Origin of the sequence: Streptomyces sp. NPDC059201, from assembly GCF_042754585.1 — a bacterium.
Lineage (GTDB): Bacteria > Actinomycetota > Actinomycetes > Streptomycetales > Streptomycetaceae > Streptomyces.
On the sequence record NZ_JBHZBB010000015.1, the window covers coordinates 71,442 to 96,847 of the forward strand.

Annotated in this window: 25 protein-coding genes, 1 tRNA gene and 1 other RNA gene; 12 read left to right on the forward strand and 15 right to left on the reverse strand. The window is 73.3% G+C overall.

What is annotated here, in order from left to right; translation table 11 throughout:
- The 4 genes from ACFXMG_RS35100 to ACFXMG_RS35115 all read right to left on the reverse strand — a co-directional run bounded on the left by ACFXMG_RS35100 (window position 1) and on the right by ACFXMG_RS35115 (window position 3,095).
- Window positions 1-705: an HhH-GPD-type base excision DNA repair protein gene (locus ACFXMG_RS35100; RefSeq protein WP_383814059.1), complete on the reverse strand. Its 705-nt coding sequence runs from the start codon at window positions 703-705 to the stop codon at window positions 1-3.
- Between the two features lie 96 nt (window positions 706-801).
- On the reverse strand, window positions 802-1,737 hold the full coding sequence (pip, locus tag ACFXMG_RS35105) for a prolyl aminopeptidase (protein ID WP_383814057.1): 936 nt from the start codon (window positions 1,735-1,737) through the stop codon (window positions 802-804).
- A gap of 10 nt (window positions 1,738-1,747) precedes the next feature.
- Window positions 1,748-2,320: an RBBP9/YdeN family alpha/beta hydrolase gene (locus ACFXMG_RS35110; protein WP_383814055.1), complete on the reverse strand. Its 573-nt coding sequence runs from the start codon at window positions 2,318-2,320 to the stop codon at window positions 1,748-1,750.
- A gap of 115 nt (window positions 2,321-2,435) precedes the next feature.
- The gene (locus ACFXMG_RS35115) at window positions 2,436-3,095 is read right to left on the reverse strand and encodes a TetR/AcrR family transcriptional regulator (protein ID WP_383814054.1); all 660 of its coding nucleotides are present in this window, start codon (window positions 3,093-3,095) and stop codon (window positions 2,436-2,438) included.
- Window positions 3,096-3,307: 212 nt separating this feature from the next.
- Here ACFXMG_RS35115 and wrbA point away from each other — a divergent pair, with 212 nt between their 5' ends.
- Window positions 3,308-3,916, forward strand: a complete 609-nt coding sequence (gene wrbA / locus ACFXMG_RS35120) for an NAD(P)H:quinone oxidoreductase (protein WP_383814052.1) — start codon at window positions 3,308-3,310, stop codon at window positions 3,914-3,916.
- A 108-nt stretch (window positions 3,917-4,024) separates the two neighbouring features.
- Here wrbA and ACFXMG_RS35125 read toward each other — a convergent pair whose 3' ends face one another.
- A complete protein-coding gene (locus tag ACFXMG_RS35125) occupies window positions 4,025-4,312 on the reverse strand; it encodes a metal-sensitive transcriptional regulator (RefSeq protein ID WP_043224790.1) in 288 nt (95 codons plus the stop codon).
- 84 nt (window positions 4,313-4,396) lie between these two features.
- On the opposite strand from ACFXMG_RS35125, the gene ACFXMG_RS35130 reads away from it, so the two are divergent.
- Complete coding sequence (locus ACFXMG_RS35130) at window positions 4,397-4,987, forward strand: rhodanese-like domain-containing protein (protein ID WP_383814050.1); 591 nt, start codon at window positions 4,397-4,399, stop codon at window positions 4,985-4,987.
- A 38-nt stretch (window positions 4,988-5,025) separates the two neighbouring features.
- Here ACFXMG_RS35130 and ACFXMG_RS35135 read toward each other — a convergent pair whose 3' ends face one another.
- A complete protein-coding gene (locus tag ACFXMG_RS35135) occupies window positions 5,026-5,442 on the reverse strand; it encodes a YciI family protein (protein ID WP_383814048.1) in 417 nt (138 codons plus the stop codon).
- A 157-nt stretch (window positions 5,443-5,599) separates the two neighbouring features.
- On the opposite strand from ACFXMG_RS35135, the gene ACFXMG_RS35140 reads away from it, so the two are divergent.
- A complete protein-coding gene (locus tag ACFXMG_RS35140) occupies window positions 5,600-6,235 on the forward strand; it encodes a MarC family protein (RefSeq protein ID WP_384119633.1) in 636 nt (211 codons plus the stop codon).
- A gap of 33 nt (window positions 6,236-6,268) precedes the next feature.
- On the opposite strand, the gene ACFXMG_RS35145 is transcribed toward ACFXMG_RS35140, so the two are convergent.
- Entirely contained in the window at window positions 6,269-7,105 is an 837-nt protein-coding gene (locus tag ACFXMG_RS35145; protein ID WP_383814044.1) for an alpha/beta fold hydrolase, read from the reverse strand.
- A 149-nt stretch (window positions 7,106-7,254) separates the two neighbouring features.
- On the opposite strand from ACFXMG_RS35145, the gene ACFXMG_RS35150 reads away from it, so the two are divergent.
- Entirely contained in the window at window positions 7,255-8,106 is an 852-nt protein-coding gene (locus ACFXMG_RS35150; protein ID WP_383814043.1) for a helix-turn-helix transcriptional regulator, read from the forward strand.
- An 18-nt stretch (window positions 8,107-8,124) separates the two neighbouring features.
- Here ACFXMG_RS35150 and ACFXMG_RS35155 read toward each other — a convergent pair whose 3' ends face one another.
- Both ACFXMG_RS35155 and ACFXMG_RS35160 read right to left on the reverse strand, forming a co-directional pair.
- The gene (locus tag ACFXMG_RS35155; protein ID WP_383814041.1) at window positions 8,125-8,277 is read right to left on the reverse strand and encodes a hypothetical protein; all 153 of its coding nucleotides are present in this window, start codon (window positions 8,275-8,277) and stop codon (window positions 8,125-8,127) included.
- Between the two features lie 857 nt (window positions 8,278-9,134).
- Window positions 9,135-9,941, reverse strand: coding sequence for an alpha/beta fold hydrolase (locus ACFXMG_RS35160; protein ID WP_383814039.1), 807 nt, complete (start codon window positions 9,939-9,941; stop codon window positions 9,135-9,137).
- 124 nt (window positions 9,942-10,065) lie between these two features.
- Between ACFXMG_RS35160 and ACFXMG_RS35165 the strand changes: the two genes are divergently transcribed.
- Complete coding sequence (locus tag ACFXMG_RS35165) at window positions 10,066-10,539, forward strand: carboxymuconolactone decarboxylase family protein (protein ID WP_383814037.1); 474 nt, start codon at window positions 10,066-10,068, stop codon at window positions 10,537-10,539.
- 21 nt (window positions 10,540-10,560) lie between these two features.
- On the opposite strand, the gene ACFXMG_RS35170 is transcribed toward ACFXMG_RS35165, so the two are convergent.
- From ACFXMG_RS35170 to ACFXMG_RS35190, 5 genes are all read right to left on the reverse strand, one after another.
- Window positions 10,561-10,773, reverse strand: coding sequence for a DUF4287 domain-containing protein (locus tag ACFXMG_RS35170; RefSeq protein WP_383814035.1), 213 nt, complete (start codon window positions 10,771-10,773; stop codon window positions 10,561-10,563).
- A gap of 83 nt (window positions 10,774-10,856) precedes the next feature.
- Complete coding sequence (locus tag ACFXMG_RS35175) at window positions 10,857-13,112, reverse strand: ABC transporter permease (RefSeq protein WP_383814034.1); 2,256 nt, start codon at window positions 13,110-13,112, stop codon at window positions 10,857-10,859.
- The gene (locus ACFXMG_RS35180; RefSeq protein ID WP_383814032.1) at window positions 13,109-13,783 is read right to left on the reverse strand and encodes an ABC transporter ATP-binding protein; all 675 of its coding nucleotides are present in this window, start codon (window positions 13,781-13,783) and stop codon (window positions 13,109-13,111) included. The genes ACFXMG_RS35175 and ACFXMG_RS35180 overlap by 4 nt, the downstream gene beginning before the upstream one ends.
- 62 nt (window positions 13,784-13,845) lie before the next feature.
- Entirely contained in the window at window positions 13,846-14,259 is a 414-nt protein-coding gene (locus ACFXMG_RS35185; RefSeq protein ID WP_383814030.1) for a hypothetical protein, read from the reverse strand.
- Between the two features lie 229 nt (window positions 14,260-14,488).
- Complete coding sequence (locus ACFXMG_RS35190) at window positions 14,489-15,439, reverse strand: cupin domain-containing protein (RefSeq protein WP_383814028.1); 951 nt, start codon at window positions 15,437-15,439, stop codon at window positions 14,489-14,491.
- Window positions 15,440-15,614: 175 nt separating this feature from the next.
- Here ACFXMG_RS35190 and ACFXMG_RS35195 point away from each other — a divergent pair, with 175 nt between their 5' ends.
- Both ACFXMG_RS35195 and ACFXMG_RS35200 read left to right on the forward strand, forming a co-directional pair.
- Window positions 15,615-16,445, forward strand: a complete 831-nt coding sequence (locus ACFXMG_RS35195) for an SDR family NAD(P)-dependent oxidoreductase (RefSeq protein ID WP_383814027.1) — start codon at window positions 15,615-15,617, stop codon at window positions 16,443-16,445.
- Window positions 16,446-16,538: 93 nt separating this feature from the next.
- Window positions 16,539-17,627: an alkene reductase gene (locus tag ACFXMG_RS35200; RefSeq protein WP_383814025.1), complete on the forward strand. Its 1,089-nt coding sequence runs from the start codon at window positions 16,539-16,541 to the stop codon at window positions 17,625-17,627.
- 87 nt (window positions 17,628-17,714) lie between these two features.
- Here the strand turns inward: ACFXMG_RS35200 and ACFXMG_RS35205 are convergent.
- Window positions 17,715-17,799, reverse strand: a tRNA-Ser gene (locus ACFXMG_RS35205).
- Between the two features lie 120 nt (window positions 17,800-17,919).
- Here ACFXMG_RS35205 and ffs point away from each other — a divergent pair.
- The 5 genes from ffs to ACFXMG_RS35230 all read left to right on the forward strand — a co-directional run bounded on the left by ffs (window position 17,920) and on the right by ACFXMG_RS35230 (window position 25,327).
- Window positions 17,920-18,018: signal recognition particle sRNA small type (ffs, locus tag ACFXMG_RS35210), an RNA gene on the forward strand.
- A 68-nt stretch (window positions 18,019-18,086) separates the two neighbouring features.
- Window positions 18,087-20,234 carry a DNA polymerase III subunit gamma and tau gene (locus ACFXMG_RS35215; RefSeq protein ID WP_383814023.1) on the forward strand — a complete coding sequence of 716 codons (2,148 nt, stop codon included), beginning with the start codon at window positions 18,087-18,089 and terminating at the stop codon, window positions 20,232-20,234.
- A gap of 61 nt (window positions 20,235-20,295) precedes the next feature.
- Window positions 20,296-21,546 (forward strand): phosphoribosylamine--glycine ligase, encoded by a 1,251-nt coding sequence (gene purD / locus ACFXMG_RS35220; protein ID WP_383814021.1) that lies wholly within the window; start codon window positions 20,296-20,298, stop codon window positions 21,544-21,546.
- A gap of 251 nt (window positions 21,547-21,797) precedes the next feature.
- A complete protein-coding gene (locus ACFXMG_RS35225; protein ID WP_383814019.1) occupies window positions 21,798-23,666 on the forward strand; it encodes a hypothetical protein in 1,869 nt (622 codons plus the stop codon).
- 200 nt (window positions 23,667-23,866) lie between these two features.
- Window positions 23,867-25,327: a N,N-dimethylformamidase beta subunit family domain-containing protein gene (locus ACFXMG_RS35230; RefSeq protein WP_383814017.1), complete on the forward strand. Its 1,461-nt coding sequence runs from the start codon at window positions 23,867-23,869 to the stop codon at window positions 25,325-25,327.
- Window positions 25,328-25,406: the final 79 nt, after the last annotated feature.

Consider the following 25,406-nt stretch of genomic DNA (forward strand, 5'->3'; position numbering starts at 1 on the left):
TCAATTCCCGGATGTTTTGCTGTCTTTGGTGGCTTTCGACGCCTTGGGCGTGCTAGGTGCTTTTGTTGCTTTGGCGGTGTTGGCCGCCTTGGCCGCCTTGGCCGCCTTGGCCGCCGCCTTCATCTCCTGCTTGTGGGCGCGGACCCTGGCGAGGGACTCAGGCCCGGTGATGTCGGCGGCGGAGCGGTACGCGCCCCGCTCGCCGTACGGGCCGGCCGCCTCCCGCCAGCCCTCGGGCCGGACGCCGTACTGCTTGCCGAGCAGGGCGAGGAAGATCTGCGCCTTCTGCTTCCCGAAGCCGGGCAGGGCCTGGAGCCGGGCGAGCAGCTCCTTGCCGGTGGCGGCGGTCCGCCAGACCGCCTCGGCGTCGCCGTCGTACTCCTCGACGAGGTACGCGCACAGCTGCTGGATCCTCCCCCTACGCCCTGGGGGCGTGGGGGGACCCCCAGCCATCGACCCCGGGTAGCGGTGGACGGCCGGCTTCCGGGAGAGCAGCTCGGCGAACGCCTCGGGGTCCCGGTCGGCGATCTCGTGCGCGTCCAGATCGTCCCCGCCCATCCGGACGGCGATCGTGTGCGGGCCCGAGAAGGCCCACTCCATCGGGACCTGCTGGTCGAGCAGCATGCCGACGAGCGCGGCGAGCGGGGAGCGGCCGAGGAGCGCGTCGGCCTCGGGCTGCTGGGCGAGGTGGATCTCGGTGCTCATGCTTCCGATGATCCCGCCGCCCGCCCCGGGCCGCCCGGCGGAGTCGGCTGTACGCGGGGTGGGGGTGGGGGTCCGTGGGGGCAGGCGTCCGTGGGCTCAGGCGTCCGCGAAGCGTTCCAGGGCCGTGGTGATCAGGCGGCGGGTCTCCTCGCCGCCCAGGTGGCCCGCCCGCTCCACGACGTGCAGCTCGGCGTCCGGCCAGGCGCGGGCGAGCTCCCAGGCGGTGGTGAGGGGTCCGCCCAAGTCGAGCCGCCCGTGGACCAGCACGCCGGGGATGCCGGCGAGCCGGTGCGCGTCCCTGATCAGCGCGCCCTCCTCCAGGAAGGCGCCGTGCGCGAAGTAGTGCGCGCAGATGCGGACGAAGCCGAGCCGGGCGTCGTCGACGCGGTCGGTGTACGGGGTCCCCATGCCCTCCATCGACAGGACGGCGTCCTCCCAGGCGCACCAGTCGGCCGCCGCCCGCTCCCGGACGGCCCGGTCGGGGTGGTTCAGCCGCGCCGCGTACGCCCCCACCAGGTCCTCCGCGTGGTCCACCCCGGCGCGGAACCGCTCATGGGCCTCGGGGAAGAAGCGGCCGACCCCCTCGTACAGCCAGGCCGTCTCGGAGCGCCGGGTGGTGGTGACGGCGGTGATGACGATCTCGCTCACCCGCCCGGGGTACGCCTCCGCGTACGCCAGGATCAGCGTCGAGCCCCAGGAGCCGCCGTACAGCAGCCAGCGGTCGATCCCCAGGTGGACGCGGAGCCGCTCCATGTCGGCCACCAGGTGGGCGGTGGTGTTCACGGAGAGGTCGGCGGCGGGGTCGCTGGCGTGCGGGAGGGAGCGCCCGCAGCCGCGCTGGTCGAACTGGACGATCCGGTACTTCTCCGGGTCGAAGACCCGGGGCGCGGTCGGGGACGACCCGGAGCCCGGCCCGCCGTGCACGACGAGCGCGGGCTTGCCCTCCGGGTTTCCGTGGACCTCGTAGTGGACGTGGTTGCCGTCGCCGACGTCGAGCAGGCCGGTTTCGTACGGGGAGGTGGCGGGTCGCATCCGCCCGACGCTACTCGGCCCCGGCGATCCGGGTGTCCGGGTTCTCGCACCAGCGCAGGACGGCGGGCCAGGGGCCGAAGCCGCTGTCGGGGGTGAGGTGGCCGCCGCCCGCGACGAGGTCCATGCCGAGGCCGAGCGGGGTGCCGTAGTGCAGATCGGCGCCCTCGGGGCAGTACGGGTCCCCGTCCCCGTACACGAGCCGGGCCCGTACGCCCTCCTCGGTGAGGTCGAGCCCGTCGGCGAAGGCGGCGATCTCCGGAATGGAGGCGACGAGGCCGGGGGAGGGCGGCGCGACGAACAGCACCCGGTCGGCGTCCGGCCGGCGCGCGCCGGCCCGCAGCCAGAGCAGGACGGACAGGCTGTGCGCGAGGACGACGAACTCGCCCTCCGCCGGCCGCTCGCCGTGCTCCTCCAGGGCCGCCAGCCAGGCGTCGAGCACGGGCGCGTCCGGCTCGGGCAGCTGCGGATAGCGGACCTCGTGGCCCCGGGCGCGCAGCTCCCCGGCGAGCCAGTGCTGCCAGTGGCCGACGGGCCGGTGGTTCTCGAAGCCGTGGAGGATGAGGAAGGTCTTCGGTGCGGTCATGGCTGGAATCGTGCGGTGCGCCCGGAGGAGCGGTCCAGGGGGTTCCGAGGGGTGGACGGAGCGGTCCGGGAAGCCGTACGTGCCTTACGGCTGGGCCCGGGAAGCCGTACGCGCCTTACGGCTCGGCCCGGAGCGCGAGCAGTTCCCGTACGCCCGCCTTGACCCGCTCGGCGGGCAGCGCCTGCTCCACCGAGAGGTGGTGCATCAGGTCCGGCGAGAAGGGCGCCAGGAGGAGGTGGGCGAGGAGGGCGGCGTCGGCACCGGGCCGGAGCCGGGACAGCAGCATCGCCACGTGCGTGTGCATGACCTGGTAGGCGCCGCTGTGGTAGCGGGCGCGGGGCGCGGCGGAGTGCGCGGCGAGCAGGATCGCGCGCTGCTCGGCGACCCGGTCGACGAGCGCGTCGAGGAAGGCGTCGAGCCGTTCGTCGGCGGGGGCGCCGGGCCCGAGCGGCGGCGGGCCGCTCATGTACGCCTCCTGGAAGCGGCGCTCGCGCTCGTCGAGGAGCGCCCACAGCAGCTGCGAGACGTCGCCGAAGCGGCGGTAGACGGTGCCGACGCCGATGCCGCTGGCGTGGGCGACCTGGTTCATGGTGACCGCGTCGGGGCCCTTCTCGGCCACGATCCGGGCGGCGGCGTCGAGGATCCTGCGCCGGTTGCGGGCGGCGTCGGCGCGCTCGGGCGCGGCTCCCGCGCCGGTGCCGGTGCCGGGCGCGGCCGGGAGCACGGTGAGCAGCGGCGCGGGCCTGTCCTCGGCCCCCGGTGTTGTCGTGCTCATCGGCCCGTCCTGCCCTTCGTCGCGCCCCCGGTCGTCGGTCCCGGTCGTCGGGTTCCGGTCGTTCGGTCCCGGTCGATCGGTCCCGGTCGTCGTTCTCCCCGTCCTCCGAGCATACCTGCCCCCCTTGCAATCCGGATCGCTATCCGTTTAGCCTCGGAGGAGCTAAACGGAAACTAATCCGCTTGGGTGCGGTACGCAGCGAGGAGCCCGTCATGTCCGTCAAGGTCGCCGTCGTCTACTACTCGTCCACCGGTGCCGTGCACCAGCTCGCCCAGGCCCTCGCCGAGGGCGCGGAGAAGGCCGGCGCCGAGGTGCGGCTCCGCAGGGTGCCCGAGCTGGCCCCGGACGCCGCGATCGACGCCAACCCGGCCTGGCGCGCCCATGTCGACGCCACCGCCGGAGTCGAACTCGCCACCCTCGACGACGTGGAGTGGGCGGACGCGTACGCGTTCGGCTCGCCGACCCGCTTCGGCAACGTGGCGGCCCAGCTCAAGCAGTTCGTCGACACCACCGGCGGTCTGTGGCAGCGCGGCGTCATGGCGGACAAGCCCGCCACCGCCTTCACCAGCGCGCACAACCTGCACGGCGGCAACGAGTCGACCCTGCTCGCCCTCTACAACACCTTCCACCACTGGGGCTCGGTCATCGTCTCGCCCGGCTTCACCGACCCCGCCGTCTACGCGGCCGGCGGCAACCCGTACGGCACCGCCCACCCCGGCGCGAACGGCGCCCCCGCCGAGAACGTCCTGGCCGCCGCCCGCTACCAGGGCGCCCGCCTCACCACGATCGCCCAGCGCCTGAAGGGCCTCGCGGTCGACTGACGACGAAGCACGGCCGTACACGCGCGTACCCCCGGCGGAAGGGTTTCCGCCGGGGGTACGCGCGCGTCCGTCCGTGGGCCGGCTCAGGCCACGACCTGGGGGCCAGGCTCAGGCCAGCGACAGGAACAGCTTCTCCAGCCGGGCCCGCATCTTGTCCGGGTCCTCGCCGTCCCGCTTCCCGTTCTCCATCTCCGTCAGGCACTGCTGGAGCCCCGTCGCGATGATCGCGAACCCGGCCCGGTCCAGCGCCCGCGAGGCGGCGGCCAGCTGGGTCACGACCTCCTCGCAGTCGCGCCCCTCCTCGATCATCCGGATCACGCCGGAGATCTGACCCTGCGCCCGGCGCAGCCGGTTCAGCACGGCCTTCAGCTCCGCGCCCGCGAGATCGAGTTCCACAGCCACTCCTCCAGCAGATACCCCAGGGGGTAATTTACTCCCCAGGTACGGGGGGCCTTTCGACAACCAAGGATGACACCTGCCATGACCGCGCCCCTGATACTCGATCCCGCCGAGGCCCGCGACCGTCTCGACGCCCTCACCGTCGTCGACGTCCGTACCCCCGCCGAGTACGCCTCCGGCCACCTGCCCGGCGCCCTCAACGTCCCCCTCGACTCGCTCGGCCGCGCCCTGCCCGCCCTCAAGGCCGCGGCGGGCCGCGGCGACCTCCTCGTCGTCTGCCAGTCCGGCAGCCGCTCCGCCGCCGCCCGCGACCGCCTCGCCGCCCACGGCGTCACCGCCCTGGACCTCGCGGGCGGCACCAGCGGCTGGGCCGCCGCGGGCCACGCCCTTGACCGCCCGGCCGGCGCCCCCGCCCGGCCCGCCTGGGCGATGGACCGGCAGGTCAGGCTGGTCGCGGGCACGCTGGTCCTGATCGGCCTGGCCCTCGGGCTGCTCGTCCACCCGGCCTTCCAGCTGCTCTCCGCCGGCATCGCGGGCGGCCTGGTCTTCTCCGCGCTCACCAACACCTGCGGCATGGCCCTGATGCTCGGCAAGCTCCCGTACAACCGCGCGAACGCGTGCGCCGTGGACCGCGACACCACCCTGGCCCGCCTGAGCGGGCCGGGGAAGTAGCCGTTCTCGGCCTTGCAGCGGGTCAGTCCCGCGCCGGGTCAGTCCTGCGTCGGACCCGCCTCGTCGATGCGGCGGATGACCACCGGGTACTCGGGGGCGCCCGCCGGCTGCGGGCAGTGGGCCACGCGGGCGGCGATCTCCGTCACCCGGTCCAGGCTCGCGCACTCCAGGACCCAGTAGCCGGCCAGGACCTCCTTGGTCTCGGCGTACGGGCCGTCCGTCACCACCGGGCGGCCCTCGGTGTCCACGGACACCAGCCGGGTCTCGCCCGGGTCGGCCAGACCCTGTCCGTCGAGCATCTCGCCGCTCGCGAGCAGTTCCTTGTTGAGCGTGTTCATGAACTCGAACATCGCCGTCAGGGACTTCTTGTCCCAGGCCGGGCTGTGCGCCGAGCCGCGCCCGGACATCGCCTCGTAGTCGGCGTGCGAGCCCTGCACCATCACCAGGTACTTCATGACGTCCTCCGTGTCGGTCGTCGGTGTCGCGTCGTGCGTGTCGGATGCCGAGGTCCTGTGGACCTCTCCCGAAGGTGGGTCGGAACCGGCCCCCGTATCTCGACACCGCGCGGGGCGGAATCATGAAATCCGTCCCGAATCACCCGACCGCCCCATGATGTCCGCTGTGAACCCCTTCACCTTCTCCGCCGCGTTCATCACGTTCTTCTCGGTCGTCGGTCCCCCGAAGGTGCTCCTCGCCTTCGGCGGCCTCGCCCAGGTCCACCCGATGCGCCAGCTCCGCACGATCGCCCTGATCTCCTCCGGAGCGGCGGTCCTCGTCGGCATCGTCGCGGGCATCACGGCCCCGTGGCTGCTCGACGTCTTTCACATCAGCACCCCCGCGCTCCGGCTCGCGGGCGGCGTCATCTTCTTCCTCTACGCCGTCGGCCTCGTCCTCGGCCTGCACCTCGGCTCCGACGGCCCCCACCAGGACGCCCCCGACACCGTCAGCGGCCTCCGCGAACTCCTCATGCCGTACGTCGTCAGCCCGCTCGCCATGACCGCGGTGCTCATCGAGGGCGCCGCCCGCGAAGGGGTCGGCTGGCGGTCCACCGTCGTCGGCGCGTACGTGGCCGTCATCGCCCTCGACCTCCTCTGCGTCCTCCTCCTGGCCCGGCTGCTGCGCCGCACCCACCACGCCACCATCGAGCTCTTCGGCCGGCTCCTCGGCCTGCTGCTCGCCGCGGTCGGCGTGGACCTCTTCCTCGACGGCCTCTCGGAACTGGGCGTCCCGGGCCTGGCCCGGCACTGAGCCGCCTCCCCGCCCTCGCGTTCCGCTCTCGGATCAGGCGTCCAGGAAGCCGTTCACCGTGCTCACGAACTCGTCCTCCTTCTCGAAGAAGACCACGTGCCCGGCGTCGATCTCCGTGTACGTGCTGCCGCCGATCGCCGCCGCCAGTTCCCGGCTGTTCTCCACCGGCACGGTCGCGTCCTGGGAGCAGCCGACCACCAGCGTCGGGGCGGTGATCCAGGGCAGCAGCGCCCGGACGTCCACGCCCAGGTCGAGCGCGACGTGCCGCAGAGTGCCGGGCGTGGGCGGCATGTTGGGGATCAGCGCCTCGACGCCCTCGCGGCCGATCGCGTTGAGGAAGCCCCGGCTGAACCCCGTCATCGTCACGCTCCGCCCGAAGCCCGCCGGGTCGTGCTCGCCCAGCCGCTCCCACAGCGTGAACAGGTTCCGCAGGTACTCGTCGGCGTCGGTGTGGGCCCAACCGGCCACCAGGATCAGCCGACCGACCAGATCCGGCCGGAGCGCGGCCACGGCCGCCGCGACCGGCGCCCCCATCGAGAACCCGAGCAGATCCACCGGCCCGGCACCCGCGTCCTCGACGACCGCGATCACCTGGGCGGCGAGCCCCTCGACGGTCAGCGCCCCGCCGTCGTCGACGGTCCGGTCGGCACCGGAGAGATCAGGGGTGATGACGGTCCTGGAGGCGGTGAAACGGGGCGCGGTCTGCCCCCAGTTGATGACGGCGCCGCCGGAACCGGTGCCGTGCACGAGCAGCAGGGGACGACGGGAGGAGGAGACCGAGGCGGCGTGGACGTCGTACCGGACGAGGGCGGTGCCGACGGTGACGGTCGAGCTGGTGACGGCGGTGTCGGCGATGGCGAGGGTCGTCATAACGGTTGCTCCCACTGTGGGTCTCGGCCGGTCGATCCGGCTGACACCACTGACGATGCCCGCGCACGGAAACCCCCGGGAGAGCCCTCCTCACCCTGGGATCGCCGGTCCCTGGCTGGGCCCCTCGCCCCTCAGGCAGGATGATCATCATGGCCACGACGATCGACCGCCGAGAACTCGCCGACTTCCTGCGCCGCCGCCGCGAGGGGGTCGCCCCGAAGGACGTGGGCCTCCCGGCGGGTCCGCGCCGCCGCACCCCGGGCCTGCGCCGCGAGGAGGTCGCGCAGCTCGCGGGCATGTCGGCGGACTACTACATCCGCCTGGAGCAGGCGCGCGGCCCGCAGCCCTCGCCGCCGATGCTCGCCGCCCTCGCCCGCGCGCTGCGCCTGGACGCCGACGAGCGCGACCACCTCCACCTGCTGGCCGGCCACCGCCCGCCGGCCGGCGCCGTGGCGGGCGACCACGTGGCCCCCGGCCTCCTGCACCTCCTGGACCAGCTCCCGACGACGCCGGCGCAGGTCCTGAGCGACCTCGGCGACGTCCTCGCCCAGAACGCCCCGGCCCGGGCCCTCCTCGGCGGCGTCTGCACGGTCTCGGAGCACGGCCGGAACGTGGTCTGGCGCTGGTTCGCCGACCCCGCCGCCCGTACGGCGTACCCGCCGGAGGAGCACGCGTACTACAGCCGCCTCCACGTCGCCGACCTGCGCGCCGCGTACGGCCGCCGGGGCGGCGACCCGGCCTCGACCCGCCTGGCGGAACGACTCCGCGAAGCCAGCGAGGAGTTCGCCTCCCTCTGGTCCGAACACGAGGTGGCCGTCCGCCGCCACAGCCGCATGCGCGTAGAACACCCCCTGATCGGCCCGGTAGACCTGGACTGCCAGGTCCTGCTGGCCCCAGAAGGCGAACAACGCCTCGTCTTCCTCACCCCACCCCCCGGCACAGACACAGCCGACCGCCTGGCCCTACTGGCAGTGGTCGGCACGGAACAGTTCACGCCATGACAGGCCGCCCCGCGTTCCTCACGAGTCGACGGCGGCCCGCTCACCCAACGGCCGTCGCCGCAGCGCTGGTTCGGTGAGCGAAGGCGGCCGCCAGACGCCGTCGGCCCGATAGCGATCGGTCCTCGGCGGCACGATCGCGTCGATGCGATCGAGCACGTCGTCGCCGAGCACGAGCGAGGCGCCCTTCAGCAGCCCGTCCAGCTGCTCCCCCGTCCGCGGCCCCAGAACGACCGAGGCCCCATGAGTTCGGACCCGGGCGACGCCTCCTGCCGGCTGCGCCCTGGCCAGGCGGCGGTCCTGGCCGATGGCGGCTACTGGCAACCGTCCCGCCCGGCGGCGCCCAGGCACAGACGGTCCGGACCGTCGGCGGCTAATGGTGGCGACGCCCTACCGGCGACGGCTACGGCTGGCGACCGGCCCCGCCCGGCGGCCGATCGGCGGCCTGACCGCAGCGGTCCTGCCCGGTGACGGCTACGGGTGACGGCACCGCCCTATCCGTGACGGCCGTGACTGGCGGCGGCCCGACCGGCGAACGCCCTGCCAGCGACGCCCCGGCCGCTGACGGCCGCGACCGTCGGGGCCCCGACTGGTGAAGGCTCTACCGGCCGTGGCTTCGGCTGGAGGCGGACCCGACTGGTGGACGGCCCCAACCTGCGGCCCCGACCGGTGTGCGCCGTACCGACGACGGCCCCGGCCGGTGAGGGCTCTACCGGCCGCGGCTCTGGCCGGGGTGGCTCCGGCCGGTGAGCTCCCTACCGACGACGGCACCGACCAGCGACGCCCTACCGGCGACGGCCGCGATCGGCGGCGGCGCCTACCGGCGGCGGCCGGGTTGGCGGCTCCGACTGACGGCGCCTGGCCGGAGACGCCCCTACCACTAACGCCCGGCCGACGACGGCCCCACTGGTGACGGCCCGGCCTGCGACGGCCCTGCCCGGCTGCCCCGCCCGACGCGGCCCCGGTCGGTGAGCGCCCTACCCGGTCGCGGCCCCGACCGGCGACGCGCCTACCGCCCACCCCCGACGGTCCTACCCCCGCCCACCACCCACGACCTCCCGCAGGAACGCTGCCACCGCCCCGTACACCTGCTCAGGCCGCTCCAGGTGTACGTCGTGTCCGGCGGCCGGCAGGGAGACTCCGTGCAGCAGACCGGGCTGGCGTCGGGCCATGCCGTCCCACTGTTCCGCATCGATGATTCCCTTCTCGCCGAGGACCGCGAGCAGGGGTACGTCGATGGCGTCCCACTCCTCCCACCAGGAACGGACGGCGTTCTCGCGGAGAGAGGCGGCCAGCACCGGGGCGTTGAAGCGCGGCCACCAGCCACTGCCCCGCTGCTCCAGCCCGGAGGCCCAGCCCTCGCCGACGGCCCCGCCCCCGAAGTACGCGACGGCCGCCTCCCGGCTCGCGAACGGCACCGGCCACCCCTCCAACCACCCGACGACCTGCGCCACGTCCTCCGGCGTGGATCCCGCGGGCCCGGCCTCGACGAGCACCGCCCCGGCGACCCGGGGATGGCGCCGGGCGGCGGCGAGCAGTGCGGCGTGCCCGCCGTAGGACTGCCCGACGAGGACGAAGGGCCGCCGCCCGCCGCCCCCGAACTCCTCGACGACCCCGAGCGCGTCCTCTACATAGGCCGCGCGGGTTACGTCCTCCGGCCTCCGCTCACTCTCCCCGTGCCCCCGCTGGTCCAGCGCGAGCACCCGGTACCCGTCGGCGCTCAGCCGCGCCGCGAGCCCGTCCCACTCCCCGCAGTGCCCGGCGAGCCCGTGCAGCAACAACACACCGGCCCCGTCCCCGCCCCAGTCGCGCAGCGACAGGGCCACACCCTCACGCACCCACCTCCGAGTGACGTAGCTCACACCCATCCCCGCCCCACCCCTGTCACAACCCCGCCCCGCCCTCCGTCAACCCAATGAAAGCGCAAAGAGAAGACACCCACCCCACTCCACGGAGGACCCCATGGACGCCCGCCTCAACCTCTTCGCCAGCCCCATCGCCGCCAAGGTCGTCAAGCACCTCGCCTCGGCCGGCTTCGGCATCCCGGACGCGGTCCTCCCGCACAGCACCCAGGAACTGGTGAAGATCCGCGCGAGCCAGATCAACGGCTGCGGCTTCTGCCTCGACATGCACACCAAGGACGCCGCCGCGGCCGGCGAGACCGCCCTCCGCCTCAACCTGGTCGCCGCCTGGCGCGAGGCCACCGTCTACACGGAGGCGGAGCGCGCGGCCCTGGAGCTCACGGAGCAGGGCACCCGCCTCGCCGACAACCACACCGGCATCACCGACGCGGCCTGGGAGAACGCCGCCAAGCACTACAACGAGGAGCAGCTCGCCGCGCTGGTCTCCCTCGTCGCCCTCATCAACGCCTTCAACCGGCTCAACGTCATGTCCCGGCAGCCGGCCGGCGACTACGTCCCGGGCCAGTTCGCCTGACCGCGACCACCATCGCCACCGCTACCGGCCGTCCTCGGCCCGGACGGCCGCCACGAGCGCGTTGGCGTGCCCGTGCCCGAGCCCGTACTCGCTCTTCAGCCAGCCGACGAGCTCCATGTGCTTGGCGAGCGGCGAGGACCGGATCACCTCGAACCACTCGGACACGGGCCGCCCGTACTTCGCCTCGATGGCGGGAAAGTAACTGGCGGGACCCTTGGGGGCGGGAGCAGACACGATGACCTCCGGAACGACGCGCGAACGGTACGCACACAACGACTCCGCGTCCCCCCGAAACTCATCGCTCCCGGCTCAATCCCTCAATCCCGCCGGATGTGCTCCGGATCCACATGCCGCCGCACCATCGGCACGGAGGCGACCCCCGCCACCACCAGCACCCCCACCGCACTCCCCACCAGCACCGGCAGCCCCTCCCAGTCCCAGTGCACGGCCCCGCCCCCGGTGATCAGATAACTGGCCTCCGCCAGCCACCCGGTCACCACGGCCCCACCCAGCCCCACCCCCAACGGCACCACCACCTGCACCACCTGCACCCCCCGCAACGTCCCCGCCCGAGCCCCCAACAACCCCAGAGCAGCCACCTGCCCCCGCCGCTCCAAAGCCCGATCAGCCACAGAAACCACAAACGCCGCCACCCCCACCACCAACCCCAACACCATCCCCACCACCAGCAGGCTCCTGACGACGGTCAGCTGGGCCAGCGCCTCGACGACGATCCCCACCGCATCGACCTCCACGGTCGGAGCCACCGCCCCGATCTCGTCGAGCACCGCCCGCACGGTCCCCGGGTCCGCCCCCGACACCAACGTCAGACTCCCCGCCCCGGCCGCCAGCCCCACCGGCGCCATCGAAGGCGGCACGAGCAAACTGTCGGCCTGAAGAACGGAAGGCTGGTACGCCCGCACCTCCGCGCTGGCCTCCGGCACGCCGACCACGACCGTCCGCCCATCCCGAAGAGCAAACGGAAACCCGTCCCCAGGCTTCGCGTCGTCCTCGGACGGAGGAAGGGGCCCGCGGAGCCGCATGACGTTGCCGTCAGCACACCCCCGCAGCGACATCGCGGTCGCGGCCACCTGCTCGCAGGTGCCGACGACCATGTCGAGCCCCGTGCTCATGGGCCTGCCGGGGGGAGACCACGAACCGTACGAGGTCAAGTGGGCCCGCACGTCCGGCAGTCGCTCGAGTTCCCGCCGCTGCCCGGGGCTGAGCTCGCTGAGCTGGATCTGGTACTCCTGAATCGGGGCCGTACGCCGGCTGACCTGGTCCAGTTCGATGAGCACGCCCTGCGTGAGCGAAGCCCCGAACACCAGCAGGACGAGCCCGGTGACCACCCGCAGTGAGGAGCCCGGATCCACCTCCATGCGCCGCATCGCCAGCGTCAGCGGAACGGATGAGGAGGCATGCGCGAGCCGTCGCGCGAGCCACGCGGTGACGGGCGGCAGCCCGAGGACGAGCCCGGCACCGGTCAGCAGCACGGCGCACGGAACGAGAGTGGAACTGGCGGACCCCCCGGACGGATCCCGCCCCATCACGCTCATCGCGCAGTAGCCGCCGATCACCCCCATCCCCGGAACCAGCAGCAGCGCCCCGAACCTCCTCGGCGGTTTGCGTTCCGCTGTCCGGCGCACCGAGATCGGTGAGAGCGCGGCCCGCCGGGAGCCGTACAGCCCGACGACCCACGCGAGCGCGGGGCACCCCACCAGGCACACCGCGACGGTCGACCACTCGGGCCGCCCGTCCGACGGGTACCACCGCAGCCCGGGGAGCCCGACCCGCGCCATGACCTCGTTGACGCCGAGGTACCCGGCCAGTCCGAGCACCGCCCCGAGGAACGCCGCCGCGACGCTCTCCCCGGCGTTGACCCGCACTGTGCCTTTGATGCTGAGACCTACCAACCGCAGCGCCGCCAGCCGCCGGGCCCGGGATTCCCCTGAGAGGCGCGCGCAGACGGAGAGGAAGACGGCGAGCGGGAGGAGGACGATGCACCCGAGCGTGAACCGGAGGATGTCCAGCGTCTCCGCGTCGATGACCTCGTCGTGCACCCGGCCGTCCCCGAAGCCGGCGAGCGCGTGGGGGGCGGTCAGCCTGTCGGGGGTGGTGCCGACGTAGGCGTACAGCTCGTCCGGGCCGCCGAGACCTTCGGCCCCGATGGTGCCCGTCACCCGGCCGGGGACGAGACCCGAGACACCGGGATTCGCGGCGAGGACATCACGAAGGGCCGGAGAGACGACGGCCTCGCCGGGGCCGGGGACCGTCGAGACCCCTGGCGGACGGGGGACGGGACCCGCTCCCGTGCGAGCGAGGAAGATCCGTCGGAGCGGCCTTGAGCCGTACGGATCGAGGAACTTCTGGTACGCGACGTCGCTGTGCTTCGTGGGGACCGGGTACCGCGCCGAGGTCCGGGCGTCGTGTGTCGCGAGGATCGTGGGGATGGTCAGCACCGCCGCGAGGCAGGCCACCCCCAGCCCGGACCCGAAGGCCATCAGCAGGAAGCGCGTACGCCCCCTGCGCCCGCTGCCCCACAGCAGGCGCAGCCCGAGAAGGAAGGGGCTCACACCGCCACCCGCTGGGCGAGCACACCGTCCACCATCACGTATTGGGTGTCGGCATGAGCGGCGACCTCCGGGTCGTGCGTGACGACGACCACCGCGGTGTCGAGCTCTCGCGCGAGCCGCAGGAACTCCTCCAGGACCGCCGCGGCGTTGGCACTGTCGAGCGCTCCGGTCGGCTCGTCCGCGAACACCACGTCCGGCTGGTGGACCAGTGCCCGCGCGACGGCGATGCGCTGTCGCTGTCCGCCCGACAGTTTCGACGCCCTCCGGCGGAGAAGGTCCCCCATGCCCAGCCGTCCGAGTACACCCGCCGCCGCCGCGTGGGCCCGGTCCTTGGCCACTCCCGCCAGACGCAGGGGCAGTGCGGCGTTCTCCTCGACGGTCAACTCGTCGAGCAGCTCCCCGTACTGGAAGACGAAGCCGATCCGTTCCCGGCGTAAGGCGCTCAACTCGGCGTCGGGCAGGGACGACAGCGCCACGCCGTCGAAGGTCACCGTGCCGCCGGCCGGCGGCAGCACACCGGCGAGGCAGTACAGCAGGGAGGACTTGCCGGAGCCGCTGCTCCCCATGATCGCGGCCACTTCGCCGCGCGCGAGCTGGAAGTCGGCGCTGCTGACCGCCTGTTGCTCACCGTAGAAGAAGTCCACACGCTCGGCGCGGAGGATGACATCCATGATGCTGGGGCTCCCTGAAAAAAAGGGGAGCCGCTGTGCGCGGCTCCCCTGGGGTGTCGAGGTCAGCGAAGGAACTCTCGGAGCTTCGAGCAGTTGTCCGGCCGCAGAGAGCCACGGTCCCGGCACGCCTGGATCCGCGCCTGACCCGTCCGGAGCATCGCGCCGTCGAAGAACACGTGGTCGACGTGGACCGTCTTCTTCTGGACGCCCTTGACCCGCGTCCAGCCGTAGGCTTCGACCCTCGCGCGGAGGTAGACGTTGTGCCCGTCGTCGGGGTCGGTGTCCCTCAGCTTCCCGTTGACATGGAACCCGCCGTGATGCACGAACTTCGGTTCCCACTTGTAGCTGCCCGTGAAGAAGACGCCGGTCGAGCGCATCTTCAGTGCGTGCCACGAGTCCGCCACCGCCACCCCCGCCCCTCCGAAGAACAGCCCCGCGACGATCGCTGCCGTCGCCGACTTCCTCAACTTGCCCATGAGCTACCCCTGATGGATAGAGCCGACTGGTCGTCACAGAAAGTATCTGCTTCGCTACGGACTGGTTGGTGCAGGAACGTAAATCCGTCTGATGACCCCCCGATCCGGTGAACGGAACGTCGAAAAAGAATCTCTTCGCTGACGGCCCGCGGCAGGAAAGGGCAGGTCGGAGGGGGGATGGGTCGCGGGCGACATCGTCAGTGGAGGCGTACTGGCTCCGCGAGCCGGGTCACGCTCCCGCGTGCTGTGCGAGAGAGGTGCGTCGGTAGCGGCCGGGAGGCAGGCCGCGTTCGCGGGTGAAGGCTCGGGAGAAGGCGAACTCCGAGGTGTAGCCGACCGCTTCGCCGATGTCGGAGACCAGCTGATCGGTGTCGCGGAGCAGACGGGCGGCGAGGGCCATCCGTACACGGGAGAGATAGGCCAGCGGTGAGACCCCGACCAGCTCCTTGAACTGCCGGGCGAAGGCCGGGCGGGACATCGACACGTCGCGCGCGAGGCTCTCCACCGTCCAGGGCTGCCGGGGCGCCTCATGGATGAGGGCGAGGGCGGCGCCGATGCGCGGGTCACGCAGGGCCATCAGCCAGGACCGCGGCGGGGACTGCGAGTCGGTGCCCGCGGTGTCGAGCCAGGCACGGATGACCTGGACGAACAGCACGTCGGTCAGGCGGGCCGCGACGGCCCGCGCGCCGGGCCGCTCGCGTGTGGTCTCGGCGGCCAGAAGCCGGACGACACCCTGGAGTTCGAGGTCCGAGCTCATGCCCGGGACATGGATCACCGGGGGCAGGGCGGACAGGACCGGATGCTGCGAGGCGTCGCCGTCGTACGCGAACTTGCCGCAGACGACACGGACGACGGGGCCGTCACCGCCGAGGTCCATGATGCCGTCACGCCCCACCGGGTGCGCGGCTTCCAGCTCCGCGTACGGGACGGCGGCCTCCTCCGGGCTGCCGGCCAGGTGATGGGGTGCGCCGTGTGGCAGGAGGACGACGTCCCCGGGCATCAACTGCTGCGGTGGCTGCCCGGCGACGCGCAGCCAGCAGGTCCCCTCCGCGATCAGATGGAATCCGGCCGTATCGAGCTGATCGAGGCCGCAGCCCCAGCCCGTACCGCGTCCGCGGAGCTGAGCGAGCAGCACCCCTTTGAACCCGGTGGTCGCCAGCACATCCCCCAGTACATCCATGGACCGAACCGTACCCCACTCTTTCTCAAGCATTCTGAGACGATCAGGCAAGTTCTTCGAGAGTTCCTGTCATTGGATGCCCTGTCGCCCGCTCCTAGAGTCAATGTCACGAGGAGGCGCCGGACGCCTCCCCGCCCACCGAACGACTTGAACGACTTCGATCGCGGAGAACGACATGAGCAAGATCTGGTTCGTCACCGGTTCCTCCCGCGGCTTCGGCCGCCAGTTCGTCGAGGCGGCCCTGTCCCGCGGGGACAAGGTGGCGGCTACGGCCCGTAACGCCGAAACCCTCTCGGACCTGGTCGCCGCGTACGGCGACGCCGTACTCGCACTCGACCTGGACGTGACCGACAAGGCCGCGGTGAACGAGACCGTCACGCGGGCCAAGGAGCATTTCGGCCGCCTCGACGTGATCGTGAACAACGCCGGATACGGCCTCTTCGGGGCGGTCGAGGAGCTGACCGAACAGGCCCTGCGCGACCAGCTGGAGACCAACCTCTTCGGCGCCCTGTGGGTCACCCAGGCAGCCCTGCCGTACCTGCGCGAGCAGGGGAGCGGCCACATCGTGCAGATCTCCTCCACCGGCGGAGTCGCCTCCTGGCCGCTGGTGGGCGGCTACCACGCCTCGAAGTGGGCTCTGGAGGGGCTGAGCGAGTCCCTGGCCCAGGAAGTCTCCGGTCTCGGGATCAAGGTCACGCTGGTGGAACCCGGCGCCTACGCCACCGACTGGGGCGGCTCCTCCGCCGTCTCCGCCGACCCGATCCCGGCGTACGACGGTGCTCGCGACGCGCTCGGCGCCTTCATGCAGACGCTCGACCTCGGCAGTCCCGCCGCCGCGGGCGCCGCGATGCTGAAGGTCGTCGACTCCGACAACCCGCCGCTGCGGGTCTTCTTCGGCACTCAGGGCAACGAGATGCTTCCGCAGGTCTACGCCGACCGCCTCAAGACCTGGGCCGACTGGCAGGACGTGGCCGTCGAAGCGCAGGGCGGCGCCCCGGAGGCGTGAGCAGGCAGACCCTTCCGTCTCTCCTCGTCTCTTCCCCTCCCGCGCACCCCCTCGTCCGCGTGACGGCGTTCACCTCGAACAGGAATGACACCCGTGAAGAACCTCTTCGACCCGTACCCGCTCGGCTCCCTCACCCTCACCAGCCGTGTCGTGATGGCGCCGATGACCCGGGCTCGCCGCCCCGACCTCGTCCCTGGCCCCGACACCGCCGAGTACTACCGCCAGCGGGCCGGTGCGGGGCTGATCATCACGGAGGGCGTCTTCGTCTCACCCGAGGCCCAGGGGTACGCGGACGTGCCGGGCCTCTGGACGGACCGGCAGACGGCGGGCTGGGCGGGGGTCACCGAGGCGGTGCACGGCGCGGGCGGGCGTATCTTCGCGCAGCTGTGGCATGTGGGACGCGTATCGCACACCTCCCTCCAGCCCGCCGGAGCGGCACCGGTGGGGCCGAGCACCCTCCAGGCCCGGGCCAGTGCCTGGATCAAGGACGTCGGATTCGTCGAGGCGAGCGTGCCCCGGGCCCTGCGGACGGACGAGATCCCGCGCGTGGTGGCCGACTTCGCCGAGGCGGGGGCACGCGCCGTCCAGGCCGGCTTCGACGGAGTCGAACTCCACGGCGCACACGGCTTCCACCTCGAACAGTTCCTCAACCCCCACCTCAACGACCGCACCGACCGGTACGGCGGATCCGTCGAGAACCGCGCCCGCTTCCTCCTGGAAACCCTCGACGCCCTGACCGACAGGATCGGCGCGGACCGGGTCGGCGTACGGCTTTCGCCGTTCACTCAGGCCAATGACCTGCCCGCGGACGACCAGGCCGAGGCCATGTACGCGTACCTGGCCCCGGAGCTAGCCCGGCGCCGGCCCGCCTACGTGCACCTCAGCGACCTCCGTCTGGGCGGCGTGCCGAACATCCCCGAGACCTTCCTCAAGACGTTCCGGGCCGCCTACGACGGAACGATCCTCCTGGCCGGCGGACTGGACCGGACACGGGCGGAAGAGCTCATCGCCTCCGACCTCGTCGATCTCGCCGTCTTCGGCAGGCCGTTCATCTCCAACCCCGACCTCGTAGAGCGGATGCGCGACGACCTGCCCCTGGCGCCCCCGGACCCGAAAACCTTCTACGGCGGAGACACCAACGGCTACACGGACTACCCGCGCCACGACGGAACCAGGCCGTAAGGCGCCCCGAAACCGAGAGCAGAGCATGCCGAAGACCCCGGCCGCTGAAGCGGTCCGGGGTCTTCGTTTCGCCTTTTCAGGCGGCTGCGGAGGATACGAGATTCGAACTCGTGAGGGGTTGCCCCCAACACGCTTTCCAAGCGTGCGCCCTAGGCCACTAGGCGAATCCTCCGGGAAGAACATTACATGACTGTGGAGGGTGCTCGCGAACGTGATCGCTGGGGTGGGGGGTGGGGTCGGGAAGGGGGGCGGGAGGTGGTTCGGGGATGGGGTTTGGATCGGGTAGGCTGGGCGGAGCCCCTCACGTGGCGCTATCTGACTGAACTCCCCCAGGGCCGGAAGGCAGCAAGGGTAGGTCGGCTCTGGCGGGTGCGTGGGGGGCGCTTGCGTTTCCGGGGGCTGGGCCGGGGGGTCGGCGGTTTTCCCGGGTTGTCGGTGCGCGCCTATAACCTCGTATACGTGTCGTCTCTCGCGCTGTACCGCCGCTACCGCCCCGAGTCCTTCGCCGAGGTCATCGGGCAGGAGCATGTCACCGACCCGTTGCAGCAGGCCCTGCGGAACAACCGGGTCAATCACGCGTACCTGTTCAGCGGGCCGCGCGGGTGTGGCAAGACGACCAGCGCGCGGATCCTGGCGCGGTGTCTGAACTGTGAGCAGGGGCCGACGCCCACGCCCTGCGGGGAGTGCCAGTCCTGCCGGGACCTCGCGCGTAACGGGCCGGGGTCGATCGACGTCATCGAGATCGACGCCGCCTCGCACGGTGGTGTGGACGACGCCCGTGACCTGAGGGAGAAGGCGTTCTTCGGGCCCGCCTCCAGCCGGTACAAGATCTACATCATCGACGAGGCGCACATGGTCACCTCGGCGGGCTTCAACGCCCTGCTGAAGGTGGTCGAGGAGCCGCCGGAGCACCTCAAGTTCATCTTCGCCACGACCGAGCCCGAGAAGGTCATCGGGACCATCCGGTCGCGGACCCACCACTACCCCTTCCGGCTCGTCCCGCCCGGCACCCTGCGCGAGTACCTCGGCGAGGTCTGCGGGCGCGAGGGCGCCCCGGTCGAGGACGGCGTGCTGCCGCTCGTCGTGCGCGCCGGTGCCGGATCCGTCCGTGACTCGATGTCCGTCATGGACCAGCTCCTCGCCGGCGCCGGCGAGGACGGTGTGACGTATGCCATGGCGACCTCCCTCCTCGGTTATACGGACGGCTCCCTGCTCGACTCCGTCGTGGACGCCTTCGCCTCGGGCGACGGCGCCGCCGCCTTCGAGGTCGTCGACCGGGTCATCGAGGGCGGGAACGACCCCCGGCGGTTCGTCACCGACCTGCTGGAGCGGCTGCGCGACCTCGTGATCCTGGCCGCCGTGCCCGACGCCGCGGAGAAGGGGCTCATCGACGCGCCCGCCGACGTCGTGGAGCGGATGCAGGCGCAGGCGTCCGTGTTCGGCGCCGCCGAGCTGAGCCGCGCCGCCGACCTCGTCAACGAGGGGCTGACCGAGATGCGCGGGGCCACCTCGCCGCGCCTCCAGCTTGAGCTGATCTGCGCGCGCGTGCTGCTGCCCGCCGCCTTCGACGACGAGCGGTCGCTGCTCGCCCGCCTCGACCGGCTGGAGCGCGGCGCCGCCGCCGCGCCGCCCGCGGCCGCCGCCGTCTTCACGCCCGCCCCGCCCGCCGGACCGCCGATGGGGTACGTCCCCGGGCCCGAGGCCCACACGCCGATCGCCCCGCCGCCCCCGCCGCAGGCCGCGCCCGCGCCCGCCCCCGCGCCCGCGCCCGCCCCCGTACAGGCACAGCCGGAGGCCGCGCGGCCCGGCGCCTGGCCCGGGGCCGCGCGTCCCGGGGGCTGGCCGACCGCCGCGCCCCAGACGCCCGCCGCGCCCGCCCCCGTACAGGCACAGCCTCAGGCGCAGCCCGCCGCGCAGGCTCCCGCCGGGGACATGGCGGCCGGCGCCGCCCAGGTGCGGAACATGTGGCCGTCCATCCTCGAAGCGGTCAAGAACCGGCGCCGCTTCACCTGGATCCTGCTGAGTCAGAACGCGCAGGTGGCCGGCTTCGACGGCACCACCCTCCAGCTCGGCTTCCTCAACGCCGGCGCGCGGGACAACTTCGCGAGCAGCGGCAGCGAGGACGTCCTCAAGGCGGCGCTCGCCGAGCAGTTCAACGTGCACTGGAAGGTCGAGGCGATCATCGACCCCTCCGGCGGCTCCGCGCCCCCGCCCGGCGCGGGGAACTTCTCCGGAGGCAGCCCGGGCGGCGGTGGCTTCGGCGGCGGCAACAGCGGTGGCAACAGCGGCGGTGGCTTCGGCGGCGGCCGCCCCTCCGCCCCGCCCGCCCCCACCCCTGCCCAGGCCCCCGCACCCGCTCCCGCGCAGGCCGCCCCACCCGGCGCCCACACCTCACCGCACGCCGCCCCCCACGCCTCCGCTCCCGCCCCCGCGCAGGCTCCCGCGCCCGCACCCGCTCCCGTACAGCACCGTCCGCAGCCCGTGGCGCCCGAGGACGACGTGCCGGAGGAGGACGATCCGGACCTCGTGGAGTCGGCGCTCTCCGGGCACGAGCTGATCGTGCGCGAGCTCGGCGCCACCGTTGTGGAGGAATACACGAACGACTAGGGCCGTCTCGCTCGGTGGCCCGCACAAGGAGCTTCCCGGCCGGCGGGCTACCCTGGCTGGCGTGAAGGTCCTCGTCATCGGCGGCGGCGCCCGCGAACACGCCCTGTGCCGCTCTCTCTCCCTCGATCCCGACGTCACCGCTCTGCACTGCGCGCCCGGCAACGCCGGAATCGCCGAGGTCGCCGAGCTGCACCCCGTCGACCAGCTGGACGGGGGCGCGGTCGCCGCGCTCGCCACCCGGCTCGGCGCCGAGCTGGTCGTCGTCGGCCCGGAGGCCCCGCTCGTCGCCGGTGTCGCCGACGCCGTCCGCGCCGTCGGCATCCCGGTCTTCGGCCCCTCCCAGGAGGCGGCGCTGCTCGAGGGCTCCAAGGCGTTCGCCAAGGACGTCATGGCCGGCGCCGGCGTGCCGACCGCCCGCAGCTACGTCTGCACCACCCCCGCCGAGATCGACGAGGCGCTCGACGCCTTCGGCGCCCCGTACGTCGTCAAGGACGACGGCCTCGCCGCCGGCAAGGGCGTCGTCGTCACCGAGGACGTCGAGCAGGCCCGCGCCCACGCGCTCGCCTGCGACCGCGTGGTCATCGAGGAGTACCTGGACGGCCCCGAGGTCTCCCTCTTCGCGATCACCGACGGCGTCACCGTCCTCCCGCTCCAGCCCGCGCAGGACTTCAAGCGCGCGCTCGACGGCGACGAGGGCCCCAACACCGGCGGCATGGGCGCCTACTCGCCGCTGCCGTGGGCCGACCCGAAGCTGGTCGACGAGGTCCTGGAGACCGTCCTCCAGCCGACCGTCGACGAGCTGCGCCGCCGTGGCACCCCCTTCTCCGGTCTGCTGTACGCCGGTCTGGCGATCACCAGCCGCGGCGTGCGGGTCATCGAGTTCAACGCCCGCTTCGGCGACCCCGAGACGCAGGTCGTGCTGGCCCGCCTCAGGACCCCGCTCGCGGGCGTCCTGCTGCACGCGGCCGACGGCACCCTCGCCGACCAGGCCCCGCTGGCCTGGCGCGACGACGCCGCCGTCACCGTGGTCGTCGCCTCGCACAACTACCCGGACACCCCGCGCACCGGCGACCCCATCGAGGGCCTCGCCGAGATCGCCGAGCAGGACGCGCCGCACGCGTACGTGCTCCACGCCGGCACCAAGCGGGCCGGCGACGCGGTCGTGAGCGCCGGCGGCCGGGTCCTGTCCGTCACCGCCACCGGTTCGGACCTGGCCCAGGCCCGCGAGCGCGCCTACGCGGCAGTCGGCCGCATCCGCCTTGACGGTTCCCAGCACCGTACGGACATCGCGCTCAAGGCCGCCGGGGCCTGACCCGGAACGGGAGTACGGGCGCGGCCGCGAAGTCAAGCGAACGGCCGCGCCACCGGCACCACCTTTACCCAAAGCCATTCGATCGAGTGACGGCTCGGCCATCTGGATGACGCCCGCCGAAGCCCCAACTAGGGTGCGGCGCAGGCGTTCCGGCACTTGGCCCACCGGCATTGCGATGTCGGTGACGGGTGCCACAGTGGGGGAGTGAGCAACACCGCCACGGGTAGTCCCGTCCAGGACGGGGAGAGGGGGTGAGGTACGGCGTGTCCGGCAGCGGCTTCGGAAACGGCGGCAGCGACAGCGGCCTCGGCGAGGAGTGGGGTGTGCGGGCCGCGCGCTCCCGCGCCCTCGCCGTCCTCCGCGTCCGGGGGCGCGCGCTCGGCGCCGCCATCCTCCCCGCGGCCGTCGCCGTCGTGTTGTACGCGGGCGAGGTCACCGGCCACTTCACGGGTACGGGATGGACCACGGCCCGCTGGATCACGACCGTCCTCGCGGTCCTCGTCCTGCTCGCCGCCGCGGCCGTCGCCCTCGTCGTCGCCCGCGCCCGCCCGGCCGTGACGCCCACGGTGGAGCTCACCGAGACCGCCGCCCCCGACCTCCACCGCCTGGTGCGGGAGCTGGCCGACCGGCTCGCCGTGCCCGCGCCCTCCGCGATAGCCCTGACCCCGGACTGCGACAGCTGGCTGGAGGACCGTTCGCACCGCTCCCACCGCTCGCACCGGGCGCACGCGCGCGCCGGAGCGGCCGGGGCCCCGGGCGCGCCCGTCCTCGTCATAGGCTCCCCGTTCCTGTGGTGGATGCGCGTCGGCGAGCTGCGGGCGGTCCTCGCCCCGGTCGTCGCCGGTACCGGCCCGGCCGCGGACCCCGACATAGCCGCCGCCCGCCGCTTCGTGCGCGGGCTCGACGCGGCCGTCGCCGTCCCGGACGAGCCCGGCCTCGGCGCGCTGCGCCGGCTCGGCGCCCGGGGCGTCGGCCGGGTGGCCCGGCTGCTGCTGCGGGCCTGCGGCACGCACGCCTCCGAGATGGAGCGCGGGGTCGCCGCAGCCGGGTCCGAGCGGGCCCAGGCCGTCGACCACGGGGCGCGGATCGTCGCCCAGGAGCAGGTCGGCCTCGCCTACGCGGGCTGGGACCGGCTCCTCACCCGGGTCGCGCTGCCCGCCTGGCGGATGGGCCGCTGGCCCTCCCGGCTCGACGCCGGCGTGGTCTCCGCCCTGACCGAACTGTCCCGCCGCGACCGGCTCGCGGAGGGCTTCTCCTCCCGGCTCGGCGAGCGCCCGGCCTGCGACCTCCTGGAGGAGCCCGGTGTCGTGGACGAGGCGGCCTCGCTGCTCGCCGCCCGGCTCTTCCACGGCGGGCCCGCCGAGGCGGGTCCCGACTGGGCGCCGGTCGAGTGGAGCCGCTATCCGGAGGAGGTCGTCGACCGGAAGTGGCGCGCCGACGCGGCCCGCCTCCACGAGGTCCTCGACCGCCTGGCGACGGCCGCCGCCCCCGGCACCCCCGAGCCCCCGACCCTCACCCGCGTCCTCACCCACCTGACGACCCCCCAACTGCTCGGAGCCCCCGAGCACGAGCACCCGGCCGCTCCCGAGCCGACGGACCCCACGCCGGACCTCGCGCCGACGGACCCCACCCCGGACAGCGACGACGACCTCCCCGTCGTACCCCCGGGCACCGAAGGGGAGGGCGAGGACGAGGACGAGGTCCGCAACCCCGTCGCCGACGCGCTCGCCGCCGCGCTCAGCGCGCGGGTGGCGCGCGAGGAGGCGGAGTGGGAGGCGCGGGTCACGGCCGGCGCCCCGGGCGGCACCCCGGCCGGCGCCGCCGGGTTCACCGGGCCGGACGGGCCCTGGCCGCTCTGCCCGCTGGTCCCGCCCCGTACCGGCCGCGACCTGCTCGCCGACCACGTGACCGCCCTGGTCTGCTGCGCCGCCGTCGACACCACGGGCGCCGCGCCGGGCCTGGACTGGCTCGACGGGCCCGCGCTCCTCGTCGGCGGCGAGCGGGCGGCGGACCTCGGCCCGCGCGTGCTCGCCCTGGTCGAGGAGGGCGACCCGGCGCCCCTGCGCGCCTGGCTGAGCAGCACCGGCGTACGCCCCGAGAAGCCCGTCCGGCTCGTCTGACACCCGGCCCGACGGGCCCCTCGCCCGGAGCCACCGCCGGACGCCCTACCGGAGGGTCGTGTTCCACCTTCGTCGATTCACGACGAACGGTGACGGACCGCGTGCGTTATGTGATGTGCTGGAGACCGGCACTGACAGGTGCACCACCCGCGGGCAGGAGCCGGCGGCACTGACCGGGGGAGTCGAGGGAGGGGCGCGGCATGGGGGCGGAGCAGATCAGGCGCTGGGAGTCGGGTGCGCTGGCGCACGCCGTCTCCGATCCCTTCGGCCAGGGCCCGCTGCCCTGGCTGCGCGGGTCGGAGAACTACTTCGACGACACGGGGCAGCTGGTGCCCTGGTACGCGGACGAGACGCTGGCCGGCGGCGGCGCCGGCGGTCCCCGCACGGCCGACGACGTGCGCCGCCAGATCAAGGGCTTCGCCTCCGGCGGAGCCGTCGCGCCCGGCGAGTCGATCGATTTCCACATCACCGTGGACCCGCCGCAGCAGTTCTCGGTCGACATCTACCGGATCGGCCACTACGGCGGGGCCGGCGCCGCGAAGATCATCACGAGCCCGCGGCTCTCCGGGATCGTGCAGCCCGCCCCGCTCACCGCCGACCGCACGGTCTCCTGCCACCACTGGTGGCAGTCCTGGCGGCTCCAGGTCCCGAGCTTCTGGTCGATCGGCGCGTACGTCGCCGTCCTCACGACCGCCGGGGGCTACCGCTCCCACATCCCCTTCACCGTCCGCGACTCGCACCCGGCGGACCTCCTCCTCGTCCTGCCGGACGTGACCTGGCAGGCGTACAACCTCTACCCGGAGGACGGGCGCACCGGCGCCAGCCTCTACCACGCCTGGGACGAGGAGGGCCGGCTGCTCGGCGAGGAGGACGCGGCGATCACCGTCTCCTTCGACCGGCCGTACGCGGGCGCGGGTCTGCCCCTGCACGTCGGCCACGCCTACGACTTCATCCGCTGGGCGGAGCGGTACGGCTACGACCTGGCCTACGCGGAGACCCGCGACCTGCACGCGGGCAGGATCGACCCCACCCGCTACCGGGGCCTGGTCTTCCCCGGCCACGACGAGTACTGGTCGGCCCCGATGCGCAAGGCCGCCGAGCGCGCCCGCGACCAGGGCACCTCGCTGGTCTTCCTCTCCGCCAACACCATGTACTGGCACGTCGAGTTGGGCCCCTCGCCGTCCGGCGTGCCGGACCGGCTGCTCACCTGCCGCAAGCGCCGCGGCCCCGGCCGCCCCGCCCTCTGGCGCGAGGTCGACCGCCCCGAGCAGCAGCTCCTCGGCATCCAGTACGCGGGCCGGGTGCCCGAACCGCACCCGCTCGTCGTGCGCAACGCGGAGCACTGGCTCTGGGAGGCCACCGGCGCGGGCGACGGCGACGAGATCCCCGGCCTGGTCGCGGGCGAGGCGGACCGCTACTTCCCGCGCACCCCGCTCCCCGAGCACGAGAGCCGCATCCTGCTCGCCCACTCGCCCTACCGGGACGGCGACGGGGTGCTGCGCCACCAGGAGACCAGCCTCTACCGGGCGCCCTCGGGGGCCTGGGTCTTCGCCTCCGGTACGTTCGCCTGGTCGCCGGCGCTGGACCGGCCGGGCCATGTCGACTCCCGTGTGCAGCGCGCCACCGCCAACCTCCTCGACCGCATCTGTAAGAGGGACTGACCGGGCACGCGGCCCCGGTCGGCGGGCCCGCTCGCGCGTGCGAGAGAATCGGACCGTTCCTGGATCAACCTACGCGGAG

What these genes read in the sequence shown, in the direction of transcription:
- wrbA (WP_383814052.1), top strand. Translation starts at nt 3,308, where the DNA reads ATGTCCGTCAAGGTCGCCGTCGTCTACTACTCGTCCACCGGTGCCGTG.
- ACFXMG_RS35110 (WP_383814055.1), bottom strand. Translation starts at nt 2,320, where the DNA reads ATGACCGCACCGAAGACCTTCCTCATCCTCCACGGCTTCGAGAACCAC.
- ACFXMG_RS35195 (WP_383814027.1), top strand. Translation starts at nt 15,615, where the DNA reads ATGAGCAAGATCTGGTTCGTCACCGGTTCCTCCCGCGGCTTCGGCCGC.
- ACFXMG_RS35190 (WP_383814028.1), bottom strand. Translation starts at nt 15,439, where the DNA reads ATGGATGTACTGGGGGATGTGCTGGCGACCACCGGGTTCAAAGGGGTG.
- ACFXMG_RS35135 (WP_383814048.1), bottom strand. Translation starts at nt 5,442, where the DNA reads ATGAAGTACCTGGTGATGGTGCAGGGCTCGCACGCCGACTACGAGGCG.
- ACFXMG_RS35165 (WP_383814037.1), top strand. Translation starts at nt 10,066, where the DNA reads ATGGACGCCCGCCTCAACCTCTTCGCCAGCCCCATCGCCGCCAAGGTC.
- ACFXMG_RS35230 (WP_383814017.1), top strand. Translation starts at nt 23,867, where the DNA reads ATGGGGGCGGAGCAGATCAGGCGCTGGGAGTCGGGTGCGCTGGCGCAC.
- ACFXMG_RS35180 (WP_383814032.1), bottom strand. Translation starts at nt 13,783, where the DNA reads ATGGATGTCATCCTCCGCGCCGAGCGTGTGGACTTCTTCTACGGTGAG.
- ACFXMG_RS35185 (WP_383814030.1), bottom strand. Translation starts at nt 14,259, where the DNA reads ATGGGCAAGTTGAGGAAGTCGGCGACGGCAGCGATCGTCGCGGGGCTG.
- ACFXMG_RS35130 (WP_383814050.1), top strand. Translation starts at nt 4,397, where the DNA reads ATGACCGCGCCCCTGATACTCGATCCCGCCGAGGCCCGCGACCGTCTC.
- ACFXMG_RS35100 (WP_383814059.1), bottom strand. Translation starts at nt 705, where the DNA reads ATGAGCACCGAGATCCACCTCGCCCAGCAGCCCGAGGCCGACGCGCTC.
- ACFXMG_RS35140 (WP_384119633.1), top strand. Translation starts at nt 5,600, where the DNA reads ATGTCCGCTGTGAACCCCTTCACCTTCTCCGCCGCGTTCATCACGTTC.
- ACFXMG_RS35145 (WP_383814044.1), bottom strand. Translation starts at nt 7,105, where the DNA reads ATGACGACCCTCGCCATCGCCGACACCGCCGTCACCAGCTCGACCGTC.
- ACFXMG_RS35150 (WP_383814043.1), top strand. Translation starts at nt 7,255, where the DNA reads ATGGCCACGACGATCGACCGCCGAGAACTCGCCGACTTCCTGCGCCGC.
- ACFXMG_RS35115 (WP_383814054.1), bottom strand. Translation starts at nt 3,095, where the DNA reads ATGAGCACGACAACACCGGGGGCCGAGGACAGGCCCGCGCCGCTGCTC.
- pip (WP_383814057.1), bottom strand. Translation starts at nt 1,737, where the DNA reads ATGCGACCCGCCACCTCCCCGTACGAAACCGGCCTGCTCGACGTCGGC.